The 17,693-nt window shown below is 40.4% G+C and carries 22 protein-coding genes, 1 pseudogene and 1 other annotated feature; of the genes and pseudogenes, 9 read left to right on the forward strand and 14 right to left on the reverse strand.

Going from position 1 to position 17,693, the window contains the following annotated elements:
* Positions 1 to 28: 28 nt before the first annotated feature.
* Positions 29 to 808 (reverse strand): endo alpha-1,4 polygalactosaminidase, encoded by a 780-nt coding sequence (locus tag IEV41_RS09415; protein ID WP_188388132.1) that lies wholly within the window; start codon positions 806 to 808, stop codon positions 29 to 31.
* A 147-nt stretch (positions 809 to 955) separates the two neighbouring features.
* On the opposite strand from IEV41_RS09415, the gene IEV41_RS09420 reads away from it, so the two are divergent.
* Complete coding sequence (locus IEV41_RS09420) at positions 956 to 1,333, forward strand: FAS1-like dehydratase domain-containing protein (RefSeq protein WP_188388133.1); 378 nt, start codon at positions 956 to 958, stop codon at positions 1,331 to 1,333.
* Positions 1,334 to 1,386: 53 nt separating this feature from the next.
* The gene (locus tag IEV41_RS09425; RefSeq protein ID WP_188388134.1) at positions 1,387 to 1,701 is read left to right on the forward strand and encodes a DUF3221 domain-containing protein; all 315 of its coding nucleotides are present in this window, start codon (positions 1,387 to 1,389) and stop codon (positions 1,699 to 1,701) included.
* A 12-nt stretch (positions 1,702 to 1,713) separates the two neighbouring features.
* Here IEV41_RS09425 and IEV41_RS09430 read toward each other — a convergent pair whose 3' ends face one another.
* Positions 1,714 to 2,487, reverse strand: coding sequence for a TPM domain-containing protein (locus IEV41_RS09430; RefSeq protein ID WP_188388135.1), 774 nt, complete (start codon positions 2,485 to 2,487; stop codon positions 1,714 to 1,716).
* Positions 2,488 to 2,496: 9 nt separating this feature from the next.
* A complete protein-coding gene (locus IEV41_RS09435) occupies positions 2,497 to 3,072 on the reverse strand; it encodes a LemA family protein (protein ID WP_188388136.1) in 576 nt (191 codons plus the stop codon).
* Between the two features lie 159 nt (positions 3,073 to 3,231).
* Between IEV41_RS09435 and IEV41_RS09440 the strand changes: the two genes are divergently transcribed.
* Entirely contained in the window at positions 3,232 to 3,819 is a 588-nt protein-coding gene (locus IEV41_RS09440) for a lipoprotein BA_5634 family protein (protein WP_188388137.1), read from the forward strand.
* Positions 3,820 to 4,003: 184 nt separating this feature from the next.
* Here IEV41_RS09440 and IEV41_RS20390 read toward each other — a convergent pair whose 3' ends face one another.
* Positions 4,004 to 4,303 (reverse strand): hypothetical protein, encoded by a 300-nt coding sequence (locus tag IEV41_RS20390; protein ID WP_444544314.1) that lies wholly within the window; start codon positions 4,301 to 4,303, stop codon positions 4,004 to 4,006.
* Here IEV41_RS20390 and IEV41_RS20395 point away from each other — a divergent pair.
* Positions 4,281 to 5,075: a collagen-like domain-containing protein gene (locus IEV41_RS20395; RefSeq protein ID WP_420850758.1), complete on the forward strand. Its 795-nt coding sequence runs from the start codon at positions 4,281 to 4,283 to the stop codon at positions 5,073 to 5,075. The two genes, IEV41_RS20390 and IEV41_RS20395, sit on opposite strands and share 23 nt — an antisense overlap.
* 67 nt (positions 5,076 to 5,142) lie before the next feature.
* On the opposite strand, the gene IEV41_RS09450 is transcribed toward IEV41_RS20395, so the two are convergent.
* The 3 genes and pseudogenes from IEV41_RS09450 to IEV41_RS09455 form a co-directional block, all read right to left on the reverse strand.
* Complete coding sequence (locus IEV41_RS09450; RefSeq protein ID WP_188388139.1) at positions 5,143 to 5,928, reverse strand: CPBP family intramembrane glutamic endopeptidase; 786 nt, start codon at positions 5,926 to 5,928, stop codon at positions 5,143 to 5,145.
* Positions 5,929 to 6,133: 205 nt separating this feature from the next.
* Positions 6,134 to 6,448, reverse strand: coding sequence for a fibronectin type III domain-containing protein (locus IEV41_RS20350; protein ID WP_373284206.1), 315 nt, complete (start codon positions 6,446 to 6,448; stop codon positions 6,134 to 6,136).
* Positions 6,425 to 7,471: pseudogene (locus tag IEV41_RS09455) on the reverse strand (chitinase); the annotation flags it as partial. The gene IEV41_RS20350 and the pseudogene IEV41_RS09455, both read right to left, overlap by 24 nt.
* Before the next feature lie 201 nt (positions 7,472 to 7,672).
* Between IEV41_RS09455 and IEV41_RS09460 the strand changes: the two are divergent.
* Complete coding sequence (locus tag IEV41_RS09460) at positions 7,673 to 8,092, forward strand: DUF2383 domain-containing protein (protein WP_188388141.1); 420 nt, start codon at positions 7,673 to 7,675, stop codon at positions 8,090 to 8,092.
* A gap of 129 nt (positions 8,093 to 8,221) precedes the next feature.
* Here IEV41_RS09460 and IEV41_RS09465 read toward each other — a convergent pair whose 3' ends face one another.
* Positions 8,222 to 9,058: a YitT family protein gene (locus tag IEV41_RS09465; RefSeq protein WP_188388142.1), complete on the reverse strand. Its 837-nt coding sequence runs from the start codon at positions 9,056 to 9,058 to the stop codon at positions 8,222 to 8,224.
* A 459-nt stretch (positions 9,059 to 9,517) separates the two neighbouring features.
* Between IEV41_RS09465 and IEV41_RS09470 the strand changes: the two genes are divergently transcribed.
* A complete protein-coding gene (locus IEV41_RS09470) occupies positions 9,518 to 10,819 on the forward strand; it encodes an NCS2 family permease (protein ID WP_188388143.1) in 1,302 nt (433 codons plus the stop codon).
* Positions 10,820 to 10,859: 40 nt separating this feature from the next.
* On the opposite strand, the gene IEV41_RS09475 is transcribed toward IEV41_RS09470, so the two are convergent.
* The 3 genes from IEV41_RS09475 to IEV41_RS09485 all read right to left on the reverse strand — a co-directional run bounded on the left by IEV41_RS09475 (position 10,860) and on the right by IEV41_RS09485 (position 12,692).
* A complete protein-coding gene (locus tag IEV41_RS09475) occupies positions 10,860 to 11,078 on the reverse strand; it encodes a DUF2922 domain-containing protein (RefSeq protein WP_188388144.1) in 219 nt (72 codons plus the stop codon).
* 16 nt (positions 11,079 to 11,094) lie between these two features.
* The gene (locus IEV41_RS09480; RefSeq protein WP_188388145.1) at positions 11,095 to 11,313 is read right to left on the reverse strand and encodes a DUF1659 domain-containing protein; all 219 of its coding nucleotides are present in this window, start codon (positions 11,311 to 11,313) and stop codon (positions 11,095 to 11,097) included.
* A gap of 62 nt (positions 11,314 to 11,375) precedes the next feature.
* Positions 11,376 to 12,692 (reverse strand): metallophosphoesterase family protein, encoded by a 1,317-nt coding sequence (locus tag IEV41_RS09485; protein WP_188388146.1) that lies wholly within the window; start codon positions 12,690 to 12,692, stop codon positions 11,376 to 11,378.
* A gap of 150 nt (positions 12,693 to 12,842) precedes the next feature.
* On the opposite strand from IEV41_RS09485, the gene IEV41_RS09490 reads away from it, so the two are divergent.
* The 3 genes from IEV41_RS09490 to IEV41_RS09500 all read left to right on the forward strand — a co-directional run bounded on the left by IEV41_RS09490 (position 12,843) and on the right by IEV41_RS09500 (position 14,151).
* Positions 12,843 to 13,298 (forward strand): hypothetical protein, encoded by a 456-nt coding sequence (locus tag IEV41_RS09490; RefSeq protein WP_188388147.1) that lies wholly within the window; start codon positions 12,843 to 12,845, stop codon positions 13,296 to 13,298.
* Positions 13,299 to 13,438: 140 nt separating this feature from the next.
* Positions 13,439 to 13,648 carry a helix-turn-helix transcriptional regulator gene (locus IEV41_RS09495; RefSeq protein WP_188388148.1) on the forward strand — a complete coding sequence of 70 codons (210 nt, stop codon included), beginning with the start codon at positions 13,439 to 13,441 and terminating at the stop codon, positions 13,646 to 13,648.
* Positions 13,645 to 14,151 carry a hypothetical protein gene (locus IEV41_RS09500; RefSeq protein ID WP_188388149.1) on the forward strand — a complete coding sequence of 169 codons (507 nt, stop codon included), beginning with the start codon at positions 13,645 to 13,647 and terminating at the stop codon, positions 14,149 to 14,151. Before IEV41_RS09495 ends, IEV41_RS09500 begins: the two co-directional genes overlap by 4 nt.
* 51 nt (positions 14,152 to 14,202) lie before the next feature.
* Here IEV41_RS09500 and lysS read toward each other — a convergent pair whose 3' ends face one another.
* The 3 genes from lysS to IEV41_RS09515 all read right to left on the reverse strand — a co-directional run bounded on the left by lysS (position 14,203) and on the right by IEV41_RS09515 (position 17,659).
* Positions 14,203 to 15,663 (reverse strand): lysine--tRNA ligase, encoded by a 1,461-nt coding sequence (gene lysS, locus IEV41_RS09505; protein WP_188388150.1) that lies wholly within the window; start codon positions 15,661 to 15,663, stop codon positions 14,203 to 14,205.
* Between the two features lie 59 nt (positions 15,664 to 15,722).
* Positions 15,723 to 15,984: a binding site (T-box leader), on the reverse strand.
* A 58-nt stretch (positions 15,985 to 16,042) separates the two neighbouring features.
* Positions 16,043 to 16,570, reverse strand: a complete 528-nt coding sequence (locus IEV41_RS09510) for a GNAT family N-acetyltransferase (protein ID WP_188388151.1) — start codon at positions 16,568 to 16,570, stop codon at positions 16,043 to 16,045.
* A gap of 216 nt (positions 16,571 to 16,786) precedes the next feature.
* Positions 16,787 to 17,659 carry a hypothetical protein gene (locus IEV41_RS09515; protein WP_188388152.1) on the reverse strand — a complete coding sequence of 291 codons (873 nt, stop codon included), beginning with the start codon at positions 17,657 to 17,659 and terminating at the stop codon, positions 16,787 to 16,789.
* Positions 17,660 to 17,693 lie beyond the last annotated feature (34 nt).

Here is a 17,693-nt window from a genome sequence, read left to right on the forward strand (position 1 = left end):
GCTCTTATCATATGATAAGAGCTGGGTGTTACCATGTATCATAATCGCCTTTTTCGTGGTAATGTTTAAATCCTAATTTTCTTGCCAGTTGTGTGTTCTTCACTTTGTTTACATAGGAGACGGTAAAGACAGAAAGATCCATACGATTGTTAAATTGATAAAGCTTCGTTGTAGCACGTAGCACTTCCGGTTCTTCGACGACATCTTTGTAATGGAGACCTTCTAATACAACGCCGTCAATATACACATGACTATATTCTTCCACAATCGTAAGGCCACCATTTTGCAAAATAATGTAATGTGGGTAACGGCTACGTACTTGTTGAAGGAAGCGAGAAAATCCTTCTGCTTGCCTCTGTAATTCCTCTGGCCTCCCAAGAAACTCTTCTTCTATCGTTTCAATTGTATTTAGTAAAATACCGTTGAATCCTTTTTTATGGATATGTTGTTTCAATTCCTCTAACAAAAATGTTCGATAATGCGGTGAAGACATATCCATTAAATACGAATCGTGTTCCCAGTAATATACTCTCTCTTTGTCCACCTTATAATAGTCATCTTCTCGGACGATATTATGCTTCTGGTTATTCTCTGCATCTATTTCCGCTACATCTATATACCCAATCATAAGCACACCTTGTTGTTGTAGTTCTTTTACTTGCTCTTTCGTAAAAAAAGACGGATTTACAATAAGCAATTCATATTGCTTTGCTTCCTCTATCATCGTGCTGGTGACTTCCCCGTAATAAAACCGATAACTTTTTAATTTTTCTAATCGGTCGGCGAGGATCTCGTTATATTGGTACATCGATTTCACCACCCATATACCCTATACTATTCACGTCCACCTTCTGAGTAGACAAGAGGTTCGCCTATTTCTACAAAAAATGAAGAAAATGCACATCCGTTGTGTTATATTCTGAATATACAGAAAAATATTGATAAGGAGGTACATATGACTTTTACAATCGGTGATGTATTAACATGGCAGAGAACATTTAGTGAAGAAGAAGTACTACAATTTGCTCGTATTTCAGGTGACAAAGGTCGACATCATATGGAGCACGATGAGAAAGGGCGACTCATGGTTCACGGCTTATTAACCGCAAGTATTGGGACGAAAATTGGCGGTGACATGAATTATATTGCCAGGCAACTGAATAGCGAGTTCATCCGCCCAGTATTCACAGGCGATACCATTACATGCAACGTAACACTTACGAACATCGAACAAGCAGTAGGATTCAAGAAAGTCGAAATTAAGTCAGTATATACAAATCAGCATAATAAGGAAGTCTTAATTGGAACAAGTCACGGCATTATTCGTGATTAAAGAAAAATGTTCAAAAGCATGTAGCTTTTGAACATTTCTAGGAGGCGATGTATATGCGTAAGTGGCTCATCCGCATTGGTGCCACATGCATTCTTCTCATTATTTGTATTGCGTTATTAATGAGTAAAGTAGATCGTTCAGATCCAATCGAACTAAGACCTTTCCTATTAGAAGGATACGCCGTCCTCAAAGAAAATCGGGTATTCTTTGAGGAACAAAAAGGAGAAGCCCACTCTTTCCTCGTCTTTCCTAATCAGCAAATGGGCCATGACTTGCAAACAGGTGACAAAGTGAAGGTATGGGCTCGGCACATCCTTGAATCCTATCCTGGGAAAATTATTGTTGATACGTATGAAAAGGTCGATTAACTATATCACCAATCACCAATCACGACCAGCTCCACCTCCACCAGACGAACCACCTCGTCCAGATGAATTTCCGCCACCTTTACCACCGTTATTGTTTCGTGCAATTGCACTCAAAATAACTTGGAACAGTTGCAGGAAGACGAAGAGCACATGCGCCTTCTCTTCCTTATTCATGTTACGCGTAAGAACTTTCCAAAGTACAAACGCAATAGCCCCTCCACCAAGTAAACCAATCGCCCAAAGGAATGGATTACCACTTGCCTCCTTAGCTGGTGTTGCCGTGCCGTTATACTCACTCATCACTTCTTTAACAAGTACGGTATACGTCTGCTCTACTGCTGCATCATAGTTCCCACCTTTGAGTGCTGGAGTCGTATATTCATCAAGAATACGTCCGACTTTCCCGTCAGGTAATACTCCTTCTAAGCCATAACCAACTTCAATCCACGCTTTCCTGTCTTCAATCGACATAACAACAAGTACTCCGTTGTTCTTTTCTGGGTCCCCTAATCCGTATTTTCGAAATGCCTCTACTGCATATTCTTGAATTGTATTACCATGTAACGATTGGACAAGTAAGAAACCAATTTGCGCTGTCGTTTGTTGATCTGTTATTTTCGCTTGCTGGTTTACTTTTTGCTTAACGCTTGGAGAAAGGTAATTGTATGGATCTTGTACATAAATATCACCTTTTTGATTTGGAATATCATCTTTTATATCCGCTAACGTAACGGATGGATAGATCAAAAACAACGCGAAACAAGCGAGTACGATTTTTTTCCACATCGCTCTCACCTACTTATTTGTACCAAAGTCCACTTTTACCGGCTGCTCTGCGCCTGGTGCTGCTTTGAAATATTCTTTCTCACGGAATCCAGACATATTGGCAATAATTGCTCCTGGCATTTTCTTCACTTTCTTATTGTATTCAGCTACTGTATCGTTATAGTCTTTACGTGCTACCGCAAGACGGTTCTCTGTTCCAGCTAATTCGTCACTTAATTGCCTAAAGTTCTCGTTTGCTTTTAACTGTGGATAATTTTCTGACACAACGAGTAAGCGATTTAATGCACCTGATAATTCATCGTTTGCTGCTGCTTGTTGTTGTCGTGTCGTACTACCAGCTAACTTCGCACGCGCATTTGCTACATCTGTAAAAATTTTCTCCTCATGCGACGCATATCCTTTTACTGTCTCGACTAAATTCGGAATTAAATCGGATCTTCGTTGCAATTGGTTCTCTACTTGCGACCATTTCGCATTTACATTTTCCTCTGCAGATACGAAACCGTTATAACTCGAAAAGAACATTCCTATTAATATAACGCCCACTCCGAGTACAGAGAGTAAAATAATCGTTGATTTCTTCATGTTGCATCTCCTTTTTCTTCGTATTACTTCTATCATACCACATTCCCATTTTTTCACACATGACAACAATGTAATGTTCCTGTAAGAGAAGTCGATATTTCTTTTGATCTATTTTTTCTATACTACATATACACACTACAAAAAAGGAGATAAAACTCTATGAAAAATCAATTAAAAATAGCATTCATCGCTATCCTTTCCATCTCGATATTCTCTGGATGCGGATTAATGGATATCATCTCAAAACAAGCTCACGGTATTATCGTATATGGTGACCAAGCACAAGTAGAAACAACAATGAACGAATATAAAAAGGAAGTAAAATCAAGCAACACACATGCAATCAAAATCGTTGAAGTAAATAATCAAAAAACACTAGTGATGAGTAAATCAACAGCAGAAGACTTACAAAAGAAAGAGTTATTCTATACAGTTACAAGCGGAGATGAAACAGAATTATTAAAGAGCCTACCAACTGTAACAGCCGACACTGGCATTTACTTTGCGAAAAGCGCAATGAATAACTTCTCCCTAAACAACAAAGCACTGAAATATGAAGGAAACACAATTATCGGAGAAGGTCGCCGTTACGTTGACTCATTTACGATTGTAGATGATACTACTTTCCAAACTATCCAAGGTACAAATAAAACAATGGGTATCTTACACTTCGAGAAGAATCCAAAAGAAAAAACAGTCGATATTTCAAAGAAAGTAGAATTATTCCAGTTAGTGTCGATTAAATAAAAAAGATTACCCTCTCACGGAGGGTAATCTTTTTTTGCCTATTTTTTTGAATTCCCTGTTCTATAAAGGGTACACTTTCTCCACCACCATCATTTACTAAGTACATAGCGCGTATTCACCTGACTTTTTAATACTAGAAAGGAGTCACGTACATGTATTTTTCTCCTTCAACTAACCACCTATTTCAAAAAATATATTTTAGCTCATTTACTCCAGGTCCCCCTGGACCACCAGGCACCAGCGGTTCAAACGGACCTCCCGGACCACCGGGGCCACCAGGTACTACCGGCTCAAACGGACCTCCCGGACCACCAGGGCCACCAGGTACTACCGGCTCAAACGGACCTCCCGGACCACCAGGGCCACCAGGTACTACCGGCTCAAACGGACCTCCCGGACCACCAGGGCCACCAGGTACTACCGGCGACACTGGACCTACTGGAGCGACTGGACCTACCGGGGTGACTGGCTCTACTGGCGACACTGGGCCTACCGGCTCAAACGGGGCGACTGGCTCTACCGGCGACACTGGACCTACTGGAGCGACTGGCTCTACCGGCGACACTGGACCTACTGGAGCGACTGGACCTACCGGGGCGACTGGCTCTACTGGTGACACTGGACCTACTGGAGCGACTGGACCCACTGGACCTACCGGCGACACTGGACCTACTGGAGCGACTGGACCTACCGGGGCGACTGGCTCTACTGGTGACACTGGACCTACTGGAGCGACTGGACCCACTGGACCTACCGGCGACACTGGACCTACTGGAACGACTGGCTCTACCGGGGCGACTGGCTCTACCGCTGAAAGTCCACAATCAGCATTTAGGGCAGAAAATAATACAACACCTCAAATTATTGCTTCAACTGGCACATCTATTACTGTCATGTTTCCTGATGAAATATTTGATTTAAACAGTGAATATACACCAAATTCGTTCGTTCCTACTCAAACAGGTGTCTATTATATTTGTGCTAGTGTTGGATTTGTCCCAACTAACGGGGCTATCGCGAGTTCCATCACGATGAATATTGAAGTGAACGCTGTAAGACAAGTCGTCTCTACTAATATATTTGTACCAGGATTAACCGTTGATAATTCCAATTCCATCTCTACCATCCTTCAACTAAATGTTGGCGACATTGTTACAGTCACCTTTACACTAGATAACGGAGACGGATCTGGAGGAACAATTCTAGCTTCTGGAGAATTCACAAGCTTTTCAGCAGCAAGAGTTCCATCCCCGTAACAAACTAGAAAGAACCCCTCACTTCATAATGAAAGGAGGGGGTTCCTTCTATGTATATACGAATCTATCATATATTACGTTTATATAAAGATTGTTTATAATTAATTAAAATCAAAGCTACCGCCGCTATCACATATAAAATAGCCGTACTAACGAAAATATCTACTCGATTTCCTATTTGAATTGTCATAAAGTAATTAAACAGCTGATGAATAATAATTGGAATCACAAGGTTACGATTTATGTTATAAAATGTCGTCATAATGATAGATGTCGCAATAATAGAAACCATAAAACAAATAATATATTGAACTAACTGCATTCCTCCATATCCTGACAAAAACCATAATGGCGTATGCCAAAACCCCCATAATATACCCACAATAATTGCTGATTTCAACGGACTACATGTCTGTTGCAAATCCGTTAATACATAACTCCTCCAACCAAGTTCTTCTCCTAACGGACCTCCAAGTAACATATGAATAAATACCCCTAGCAGCATTAACCAAGATGTAATAACTTGTTCCGTTATCGAAATACCATCAACCGTGCTTCTATAGAAAAGAACTCCTACAAAAATCGAAACTTGAAGGAAGATAATCCATAGCACTGTAGATACTTTCAACTTTTCACTAAATTGGCTTTTTACATAGCTTGCCAACTTAACCCCTGGTTTGATTTTACGGAACATAACAATAAAAACAAATGTAGAAGTCCACGCTGACACAACTTTTAATATATCAGCGAGCGTTTCCATCTTGAATACCATCATAACGACCCCAATTAAAACCAAAAAACAAAGAAAGATTGCATACGTCCACATGATATATTGCTTCATTATTCTCGGCACGACATAACCTCCAATGCACAAATTCAATTCTCTTCGCTCAAATCATCCTACCTAAATGACAAAATCTCCCCTTATCATAAGTATGAAGGGATGCCAAAAAGTAAAACACAAATAAAAAGCTTCTTCATTACATAAAACAAACCCTGCAATTGTCGAAAAATACAATTACAAGGTCCGCCTTCTTATAAATATGCAGTTTTAAGTATTATTTTGTTTTCACACGTACCGCACTTGAAGCATCCGATACATTTCCACTTGTATCTACCGCTTTTACGACGTACGAGTATGCTTTTCCAGATACTAAGCCTTTATCTGTAAAACTTGTTTTGTTTGATGTACCAATCTTTTTACCATCTCTATAAATCTCGTATTCTTTCACTTTCACATTATCAGCAGATGCATTCCACTGTAATGTAATAGTTGATTTTGTTTGTACTTTTGATGCTAACGTTCCTGGAACTGTCGGTGCTTCCTTGTCTACAACACCACCGTTATGAATAATTGGCGTATATGTGTTCACGAAGCCATGGTTGTAAGGGTTTCCATTTTTATCCCATCCACCGTCCCAGTTTACCGACCACGTCATCAATCCTTTAATTGGCGTTCCATCTGCCTTCAAACGTTCCAATGCACGTCTCAAATCTTCTGGATTTTTTACATAACCATTACCTGCACCATCAGGATTCGCCGGCAAACCAAGCGCTAATTTATGTGCTGGAATTTGGACGAATCCATTCCCTTTGATCATGTAATGGGAAATAGTGTATAAGAAGTCTTCCTTCACCGCATCGTTGTTTTGTGCAAGATATTTCCCGTCTAAACCTGTCACACCATCGCCCCATTGGTTATACAGTTGTGGATGGATAAAGTCATAATATCCTTCAAGGTCTTTCACATATGACACATACTTACCATTTGTTCGTAAATGCGGAAACTCTGGTGCCATTGTAATAAGGAAGTTCTTTCCTTGTTCTTTGTAATACTCTTTGACGATTTTCAGTGCTTCTGGAATAACCTTTTGATTTGCTCCAGCTGTAATTGCCTTATGCTCTAAATCGATATCAAGGCCATCAAATCCATACGTTTCAACGAGACGAATAATTTCATCCGCAAATGCTTGTGTGTCTCCCTCTTCAAAGTCAATATGAGCTTCCGCACCACCCATCGAAAGGATAACCGCGCGACCTTCTGCATTCAACTTCGCTACTTCTGCACGGAATTCACTGTCTGTCCCATTATACGGTTTGAACGTTGGAATACGATTATCTTCACTTGCGACCATGAAAGCGACATCTACAACATTATACCCGTACGGTGTTTCCGACAATCTATCACTGTTGGACGTTCCATTTTGGTACCCATCACTCTTTCCTAACCAGTTATGCCAATAACCAACGATAACATTTTTCCCTTCAAGAGATGGCATAAGTGACGCCGCATCACTCACTGATTCTGATGCTTTCGCAGCTGTTGGTTGTCCCATTACCCCTAATCCTGATGCCATAAGACTTAACGCTAATGAAACTTTTAATGACTTTTTCATTATTCCCGCTCCTCTTTTCTTAAATTCTATTATGTTAGATATCTAGTTGGATAGACATGTTGGTTCGTGTTGTCACCCTATTAGTAATTAGAGATACTTCTATATGAATCCTTTGATGAAAATGTTCTAGTTTTGTCGGATAAAGGGAAATAAAATGTTTTCCTTCATCACATACTACCTACATAGATAGGAGATGAAGAAATGGACGTCATTCATACGTTAAATGAGTTTCTAAAAGGTCAATACATGGGGATTCACACCTATGAACACTTTATTGAAAAAATTGAAGACCCACACATAAAAATAACCTTCCAACAAATCCAACAAGACCATAAACAACATGCCATGCAAGTGGCCGAGCGTATTCAAAACCTCGGAGGAGTACCCGTAGATAGCGAAGGGCTACTTGGTTCTGTGCAAGGATTCATCAGTACATTCACCAGCTCTGACACACTAGAAGGAATTATCGAACAGGCGCGAAAAGGTGAAAGTTACTACGGAGTGGAAGTATCAGAAGACATCGTGAAAGGAAACTTAGACATCGAAAGCCATCAACTCATTCGCGATATTTTGAACAAAGACCGAGAACATGTTGCTCTATTGGATAACTTGTTGCACTAAAGAAAAAGGGACTGTCCAAAAAGACCGTCCCTTCACAACGTATACCGAAATGAATAACACAACTTCTCATACTTATTCCTTCTATACAAAAAAGCCCTATTCCTCCTAGTGAAGAATAGAGCTTTTTTATTAAGATGACGATTTCAAGCGATTCTTCACACCGGCTGTTTCGCTTACATAAGAAGCTTCTAACACAGCTTGTGGATCAATCGATAAGACAACATCTTTTAATTTCGGATAGACAAGACGGTTCGTAATGCAGTAGATTACTTTTCGGTTATCCCCTAAGAATCCGCCTTCTCCATGTAAATACGTAATCGACACTTTTAATTCATTCATTAATACTGCGCCAATTTCTTCGCTTTTCCCTGAAATAATCATGACCGATTTTCCGCGATTAAATCCATCTAAGATAGCATCAATCATTTTCGTGACAATATAGAAAATCGCAAGCGAGAACATCGCATGTTCAATCGTAAACACAAAGGCAACAAATGTGAAGATAATAGCATTTAGCGCTAATAAGAACGTACTAATTGGGATGTTCCAATGTTTGTTCACCCAAACAGCTAACATTTCTGAACCATCAATTGCCCCGCCAGCCTTGACAACAATCCCAACACCTACACCGAACAATACTCCGCCGTATAACACGATTAATAACTCGGACGTCGTAATTGCTGGGAATGGTTTCAAGTAAATTAATGCAATCGTTGTAATGACATTCGCATACAACGTGCGAACAAAGAATTTCTTACCCATCTCTTTCGCTGTAAATAACAGAATCGGCAAGTTAATTCCAAGGAATACCGTGTAAATTGGCAAACCCCATAAATTGTTGACCATAATCGCAATCGCCGTCACACCACCGTCTACTAAATCATTCGGTGCTAATATAAGCTCAAGCGCTCCACCAACAATAATTGAGCCAACCGTTAATAACAAATAGTCTATTACCTTTTTCATTAAATTCCTCCTTTATATAGTGGTTACCTTTATTTTAACATACTTTCTGTCTATTTAGGCGATTTATGACCATTTTTTCAAATTAGTCAGAAATAGATAAAACCGAACATTCCTCCTTCTTCTCCTATACAATTAATATGCCAACTCATAGGAGGTTTTTATGAAAAAAAATATTTTTTTGATATCATATAGAAATTCCCCCTTGTCCTTTCACACGAATCATGTCATCAATTAACATATAAAATAAGTATCTATCCCATAAAAAAGACAAAAACCAGAACATACCTGCACAAAAAATACATAAAAACAATTAAAACACGTACATTAATGAACTTTTCAAAAAAAATAATCGTTTTTTAAGTAGACATCCCCGAAAAGTTATGGCATGATGTATAAGGAAATACGACATATAATACGGAATATTTACACTATACAAATTTTACATAAAGGGGAATTAGCATGTTTGATTTACGAAACAGACAGACGAACGTGCGCCGTGAAATTGTTGGGGGACTGACGACGTTCTTGACGATGGCGTACATTATTATCGTAAACCCTATTATTCTTGCAGATGCAGGAGTACCGTTTGATCAAAGCTTTACGGCGACAATTATTGCGACGATTATCGGAACATTAACGATGGCATTGTCGTCAAACTTACCGATTGCGGTTGCGCCGGCGATGGGACTAAATGCGTACTTTGCCTATTCAGTTGTAAATACGGAAGCTGGAATTGATTACAAAGTAGCTTTTGCTGCGGTGTTCGTAAGTGGAATCATTTTCTTACTCTTATCACTAACACCGTTCCGTGTGAAATTAATTGATGCAATTCCGCACAACTTGAAGCATGCAATTGCAGCTGGGATTGGCTTATTCATTGCCTTCATTGGACTTCGCTTATCGAAGATTATCGTAAGTCACCCGACTAACTATGTAGCACTCGGTGACTTACGTGACCCAGCAGTTGCTTTAACGTTAATTGGTTTCCTTATCACAATCATCTTAATGGGGTTAAACGTGAACGGCGCACTGTTCATCGGTATGTTCATTACTGGTGCGATTGCTTTCTTTACTGGTCAACTATCATTTAAAGAACAAATCGTATCCATCCCACACTTACCAGACGGTGTCATTGTGTGGAACCCGCTTGAAGCAATTGCACTTGTTGCGGAGTACGGCCTGTACGGCGTTGTCTTTACGTACGTATTAATTACGATTTTTGATACGACTGGCACAATGCTTGGTGTTGCCCAACAAGCTGGCGTCATGAAAGATGGCAAGTTGCCAAAAGCAGGACGTGCTGTATTCTCGGACTCGCTTGCAACAGCAATTGGTTCCATGTTCGGAACAACGCCAACGAGTGCATATGTAGAGTCATCGGCTGGTGTTGCAGCAGGTGCAAGAACAGGATTGTCGACTGTCATCGTGGCAGGATTGTTCCTAATCGCAGCTTTCTTCAGCAATGTTGTAGATGCTATTTCTGGTGTAGCGGCAATTACGGCTCCGTCGCTTATCATCGTAGGTAGCTTTATGATTTCGCATGTGAAGCATATTGAATGGGAACAATTTGACGAAGCACTTCCAGCATTCCTCGTTATTTTGACGATGCCTCTTACATCTAGCATCGCAACTGGAATTGCATTAGGATTCGTTTCGTATCCAATCTTGAAGATTGTAAAAGGAAAATACCGTGACATCCATCCACTCGCTTATGTGATTGCGGTATTATTCCTCTTCCAACTAATCTTTCTACCACACTAAAAAAACAGGCAAAGAGCCGTCACTCTTTGCCTGTTTTTTCTTATGCTAACGGAATGTCTGTTACTGTACGTTCCACAATTCGTGCACTCTTTGATGCAACAATCATGCCACCTGTTGACTGAAAAATATTCGCCGCGACAATTGTCTCCATCACCTTGTCCACTTTCTTCTCATCAACTGGTACGATTGGATGTTCAATTGTAAGTGTAACCGTCTTGTTGTCCTCATTCAAAAACTTCATCTCTAGAACTTGTGCCATTTCTTATTCCCTCCCCTTAGTTTGTTAATTCAGATGTAACAATTGTGTTTACTTCATGTAATGATAACGTTTGAAGCGATGCAATTGCCTGGGCAATCGGAAGAACCTCTGCCGCAGAAGCAGCTGGACGAATGTTTCGGTACGTTTTACGCTTCACTAGTACCTCTCCTTCACTACCTTCTCCTACTTTGAATTCCAACTGCAACGTTAACAATTTTTTTGTTTCGTTTGCCATGTTCCTCATCCCCTTTCACTATATATATAGCAAGTAAGAAGTCACTTTTTGTTGTTTATTTTTTATTTTGTCGTACCTTGTACAATTAGCGGTGCCTCGCTCTCATTTAAAAACGAATCAATCGCCGTAATTTCAATGCGATACGTCTTCCCTTTTTCCAAACCCTCTATCTTCGCATCTAACTTCACCGGCATTGGTGTTTTATAAAATTCGGAGAACATTTGTTTCTCACTTACCACTTCATTTGTTTCTTGGTCAATTACTTTAATCCGGTATGCATGTACACATTCATTATCCAGTGCTTGATCAAATGTGATTTCAAGTGACTTTTTCGAACTTTTCCCTTCATCAATACTAACCTTTGCATCGTTTCGAAATATTGGCTTAACCTTATCTCGATTATCCGTATAACTGAATGTCGTCACTTTCGATGGCTTTCTTATAACCCATGGTTTCCCAATCGTTTTCCCTGCTAAAAAGTCAATTCGCTTAATTTTCACATTGTCACCATTCGCCTCTACAACAATTCCTTGGCTCACATCCGTATGCCCTGTCGGAAAACTCCCTTGTGTCATTCCCTCTTCTACTTCCATATAATTCACAGATGAAAGTCCAATGGACGTGAAATCACGCTGATGAATACTTTTCGGACTGCTAAGTGGATAGTGAGAATGCCCAGAAAAGGTGACTACTTGCGGATGCTGAGCTAGTGCTTTATAGAGAAAAGTATGATTCGTTGATGTGCCCCACTCGTCACTTCCATATACTGTCCCTTTCACATGTTGATGCAAAAAGACAAAAATCGGTTGCGTTGGATTATCCCTCTCCGCCATTTTCAATTGACGTTTCAACCACTTTATTTGAGGAATCGAATATAAGCCGTGTGTCGTTCCACTTTCTGTTCCTAGTACAATAAAGTGATAGCCATTAATGACATGATGATAAAAAATATTCTTCATTCCTGTTTTATCCTTGAAACGCTTATGAGAATTACGTGCCGACAAGTTATTCCAATAATCATGATTACCAATCGCTAGTAATGACACTGCCTCTTGTTGCTTTTTTTCTAAAAAAGTTGTCATGAACCGATTATATTGTTTCTCCCGTCCATTGTTCGTTAAATCTCCGACTACTGCAATTGCATCTTGTTTCGGTGCATATTTGTTCACCATATCGAGTGCACGCTCTAGCTTGGAAATATCGTCGTCATCATTATCTTTCATCTGCACATCGCTCATCACGGCAAACGTAACACGATTTTCTTGTTCGTCATGCGTTGTATGTTCCACCTCTGCCGATGCATAGTCACTCTCTTCACCGTATGTTGTCACTTGCTTCATCACAGTTGGGAATGTTATCACACACATCAGGGCGATCATCCCGATCCACCTTACCCTTTTCCACATGAAGCATACCTCCGCCCATTTTTCTTTTTAATGTCCCAAATTAAGCGGTTTTTTATTCCGATTTTTCATTTCTTCTATATAAAATATGGTAAGATAGGGGGCGTAACAGGGGGGAAACATCACATGGCATTACTACGAAAAGCGGTGGCAACATCACTAGCAGCTTGCATATTCTTTGTACTCGTATCATTCATTTGGCCGAATACGTACGGGGCCGAAAATCTAACTTTCCAAAAACATATTTCTTATGCGATTGCATCAGTACATACACTTATGGTATTCGCCTTTCCAATCGTTGCAGTTTATTGTTTTATCACATCTATCATTAGTGATGAAATTGGAAAACTTATTGCAACGAAAACAGGAAAACAAAAAGCGGAAATCTTTGTTTCAGGGGCACTACATATCGTGTTTGGACTCATTTTTTACGGGGCTATTCTCGGAGCTATGATCTTGTTAGTTATGACAGAACTCCTCTTAAAGAAACGCCAAAAAGAACCTGGAAAGCTACTCATTATTTTCAGTTTTTCGCTTCCATTTATGCTTTATTTATCACAAGGCTTGAATAATTACTTCTAAGCAACGCAGAGAGCTCTAGTAAATTAGAGTTCTCTTTTTTAGTACCTTTTGTAAAAAAAGGCGTTTTTTCTTTGGAACACTTTTACTGAATGTCAAGTACACTATACGTAAAGGAAGCTTTACTTCAAGGTGGTGACAAAGTGAAAAATAAACTACGTGAATTACGCATGCAACATGACTTAACACAAGAAGGACTTTCTGAGCGCGTTGGCGTCTCAAGACAAACGGTTATTTCCATTGAGAACGGGCGCTACGATCCGTCGTTAAAATTAGCTTTTAAAATTGCCCAAGTATTTCACTTACAGATTGAAGATATTTTCATTTTTGAGGAAGCGAGGGAAAAGAAATGAACGTTAATTACGGCATAATTGGATTTTTGGTTGGTATAGCTTGCGCCTTAGGTGGCTGGTGGTTTGGTAGAAAGAAAGCAAGAGAAGTAAGAGGTCTAGACGAACGCTATGTAGAACGTGCACGAGATGCACGAGCGAACAGCTGGATTGTTACAACAGTTTACATTTACGCGATGTTCTTCTTATATATAGCTGGAGTTTCATTTTCTAGTGCTCAACTATTAGGCATTCTTCTATTCATTCATGTGGGATCGTGGGGTATCTTAACCATATATGTTAACGTTCGCGATACAATCGATTGGGAAGAACAACGTAAGAATCGTAACCAGAAGCTAGCGTTCTTTATCTCTATATTTGTCTTAACTGCTGTACCAAGTATCTTTCTATGTATCTCCTTTCTAACTGACGATTGGCGCTACGTACTATATAGTTTACCTGGCTCCTTTTTAGCAGGAGTTATTGGATTACTAGCAGTTCGAGCACAGATAAAAAAAGAAAATTAAGTAGATAAACTACCTGTTCATCATGACAGGTAGTTTATCTTTTGTAATACCCTACACCTTCTTCGTCAACGGGAAGAACACACAATCCTTAATCGTCTCACTACCTGTTAATACCATAAGCAAACGTTCAACACTGAATCCCCATCCGGAGATTGGTGGCATGCCGTACTCCATCGCGAGTAAGTAATCTTCATCCATCTCCATCGCTTCGGCATCACCGTTGGTTTTTAACAATGCTTGGTCTTCTAATCTTCTTCGTTGCTCAATTGGATTAACTAGCTCGGAGTACGCATTAATAATTTCTGCACCATTAATAATTAATTGGAAGCGGTCTGTTAACGTTTCATCCGTATCATTCGCTCGTGCAAGTGGTGATAAATCAATAGGGTGCTCGACTAAGAATGTTGGTTTTACAATGTTTGGTCTAGACACTTTTTTGTACAGAAGGTCGATAAAATTCCCTCTTCCAAGTGATTCGACATCTTCATGCTCTAAGTCAATTCCTCTTCTTTTTGTTGCTTCATATAACCCCTCAACATTCGGGTAGTTAGTAATATCTATACCCGTGTCACGTAAAATCAATTCGTGGAATGAAACAACCTCCCATTCCTCTGCAAAATCAATTATTTGTCCTTTAACTTCAATATGTGTTGTACTAAATGTTCTCTCTAATACCTCCAGAAACATCTCACGCATGAATGCCATTGTATCATTGTAATCCCAATACGCCGCGTACCCTTCTAGCATCGTAAATTCCTGTAAGTGTTGTGGACTAATCCCTTCATTCCGGAAACATTTCGCAAATTCGAATACTTTCGTAAAACCACCTACAATCAGTCGTTTTAAATATGTCTCCGGTGCAATACGTAAATTCAAGTCTGTGTGCAGCGAGTTATGATACGTCGTGAAAGGCTTTGCGAGTGCACCTGATGACGTATGTTGTAACACTGGTGTTTCTACTTCGATAAAATGTCGTTCTTCAAAAAAAGTACGAATAGCACGAATCATTTTCGAACGAACTAACAGACGTTGTTGCGTTTCTTTCGTCATAATCAAATCTAAATAGCGCTGGCGGTAGCGTAATTCTATGTTCGTTAAACCGTGCCATTTTTCAGGAAGCGGACGAAGTGCTTTTCCAAGAAACGTATACCGCTCCATTCGTAACGTCTTTTCCCCTGTCTTCGTCGTATACATCGTTCCTTCTACACCAATAAAATCACCAATATCGAGGAACTCATGAAATTGGCGATATTGTACATCGTCCACTTCTCCCTCGCGAATTAATAATTGTAAGCTACCTTCAATGTTTGACACCGTAACGAAACTGAATGTACGGAAGTTACGAACACTTATAATCCTCCCGGCAACACGAACATCTGATGTACCGTCTTCAAGTTTCCCTGCTTCATACAATTCATAATTCGTTTCAAATCGTTCTGGATATACTTCGATTCCTTCTCCTCTCAATGCATCTAATTTTTCCACTCGACGTATCATTTGTTCACTTTGCATATTATTCCCTCCAGTATGTATATAAAAAATAAAAAACTCCCGCCATCAAGACTATTCATCTTGAGGACGAGAGTTGTAAACTTCGCGGTACCACCTCAGTTTGTTCGTATGTTGCCACACGAACCTCTTCAAGTACAGCAATACATGATTGCGATACTCTATCTCGATAACGGGAGATCCCGTCGCAGCATCACTACCCTACTGGTAGATTCGTACGAAGCTCCGAGCCTTTCTTCATGAAGAACATTATTGCTGCTTCTCACCAACCGCAGCTCTCTGAAAATAACCATTCAACACTACTTTTCTCTTCATTGCTTTTGTATTCCGTATTCGATAATTATGTCCTATCATAATAGAACGAATTGAATTCGTCAACTTTCTAATCAGAATTTTCCGAAATAGTTTTATGTAAATCCCGCCATGCGTATGCCACTTCGTCTACCTGTAAATCTTCTACATATTCTTCAGCGATACATTCTGGTTTAAATGACTCGTAAAACTTTGTTGCGGGATTATTCTTCACAACCCATGTCATCATTGACTTATATCCTTTTGTCTGTAAGTCTTCCACAACGCATAAGAATAATTTCCGACCAATACCTTGTCCTTGATACGCTTCTAATAAGTAAATCGTATGTAATTCCGCTGCGATATCAAACTTGCCTGTTTGCTCTTTTCCACCACTCGCAAATCCGATGATTGTCCCGTCCTCTGTCGTTGCAACATATACCGCTGTTTGATCTTTATACTTCGTTAATACTATTTCCCACATCTTTTCACGTTCTGTGACACATAAGTTTTGCAGTACTCCATCTGGCATAATACCTGCGTACGTTGTTTTCCAACTTGCGACGTGCACGTTGGCAATTCCAGTTACATCTTCTACGCTTGCTTGTCGAATATTCATTGTATCCCCCCCCCCGCTTGTTTTCACCATCGTACAAAAATTATCATTATTTTACAAATAATCAAATTCGCAACGTAGCTTGTTCAATTATTTATCATTCTACATCTTGTTTTATCAACCTAGGCATCTCACTCATAACTTTTTTCAATTCCTAACAAAAAAACATAAAAAATACGCGTAGCCACGCCATTCTCTGCTACGCGTGATGTTTGTATGCTAAAATTCCAATCTCTTCTTCTTTCCATGCTGTCCACCATGATGGCCTCCGTGGCCTCCTCCATGATGGCCTCCGTGACCGCCTCCATGATGACCTCCGTGACCGCCTCCGTGATGACCTCCGTGACCGCCTCCATGATGACCTCCGTGACCGCCTCCATGATGACCTCCGTGATGACCTCCGTGACCACCTCCGTGATGACCTCCGTGACCGCCTCCGTGATGACCTCCGTGACCGCCTCCGTGATGACCTCCGTGACCGCCTCCGTGATGACCTCCGTGACCGCCTCCGTGACCGCCTCCGTGACCGCCTCCGTGATGACCTCCGTGATGACCTCCGTGATGACCTCCGTGATGGTGATGGCCACCTCCGCCACCGTAATAACCTCCACCCCATCCTCCGCCATATGGAACTGGTACTGGAATCGGTGCTACTATCGGTGGTACAGGCATAACTGGCGCAACTACTGGTGGCATACCGTATATATCCGAGCTACCCGGTATACCTGCCCCTGGTAAAATGACGGTATTATACGTATCTGATTGCGGAAACATTCCTGGCATTCCTTGTTGTGGCATCATTCCCGGCATCCCTTGTTGTGGCATCATCCCTGGCATCCCTTGTTGCGGCATCATTCCTGGCATCCCTTGTTGTGGCATCATTCCTGGCATCCCTTGTTGTGGCATCATTCCTGGCATCCCTTGTTGTGGCATCATTCCTGGCATCCCTTGTTGTGGCATCATTCCTGGCATCCCTTGTTGTGGCATCATTCCATCTTGCATGTTTATATTCGGCAGTTGTGGTGTTGGCATAACTCTTTCATACTCATATTGCAATCTTTGTTCCTCGTCCATATCATAGAATCCAATCATTACATGTAACTCCTCTCATGTCTTCCTTCTATGT

Source organism: Priestia taiwanensis (assembly GCF_014638355.1).
Taxonomy (GTDB): domain Bacteria; phylum Bacillota; class Bacilli; order Bacillales; family Bacillaceae_G; genus Priestia_D; species Priestia_D taiwanensis.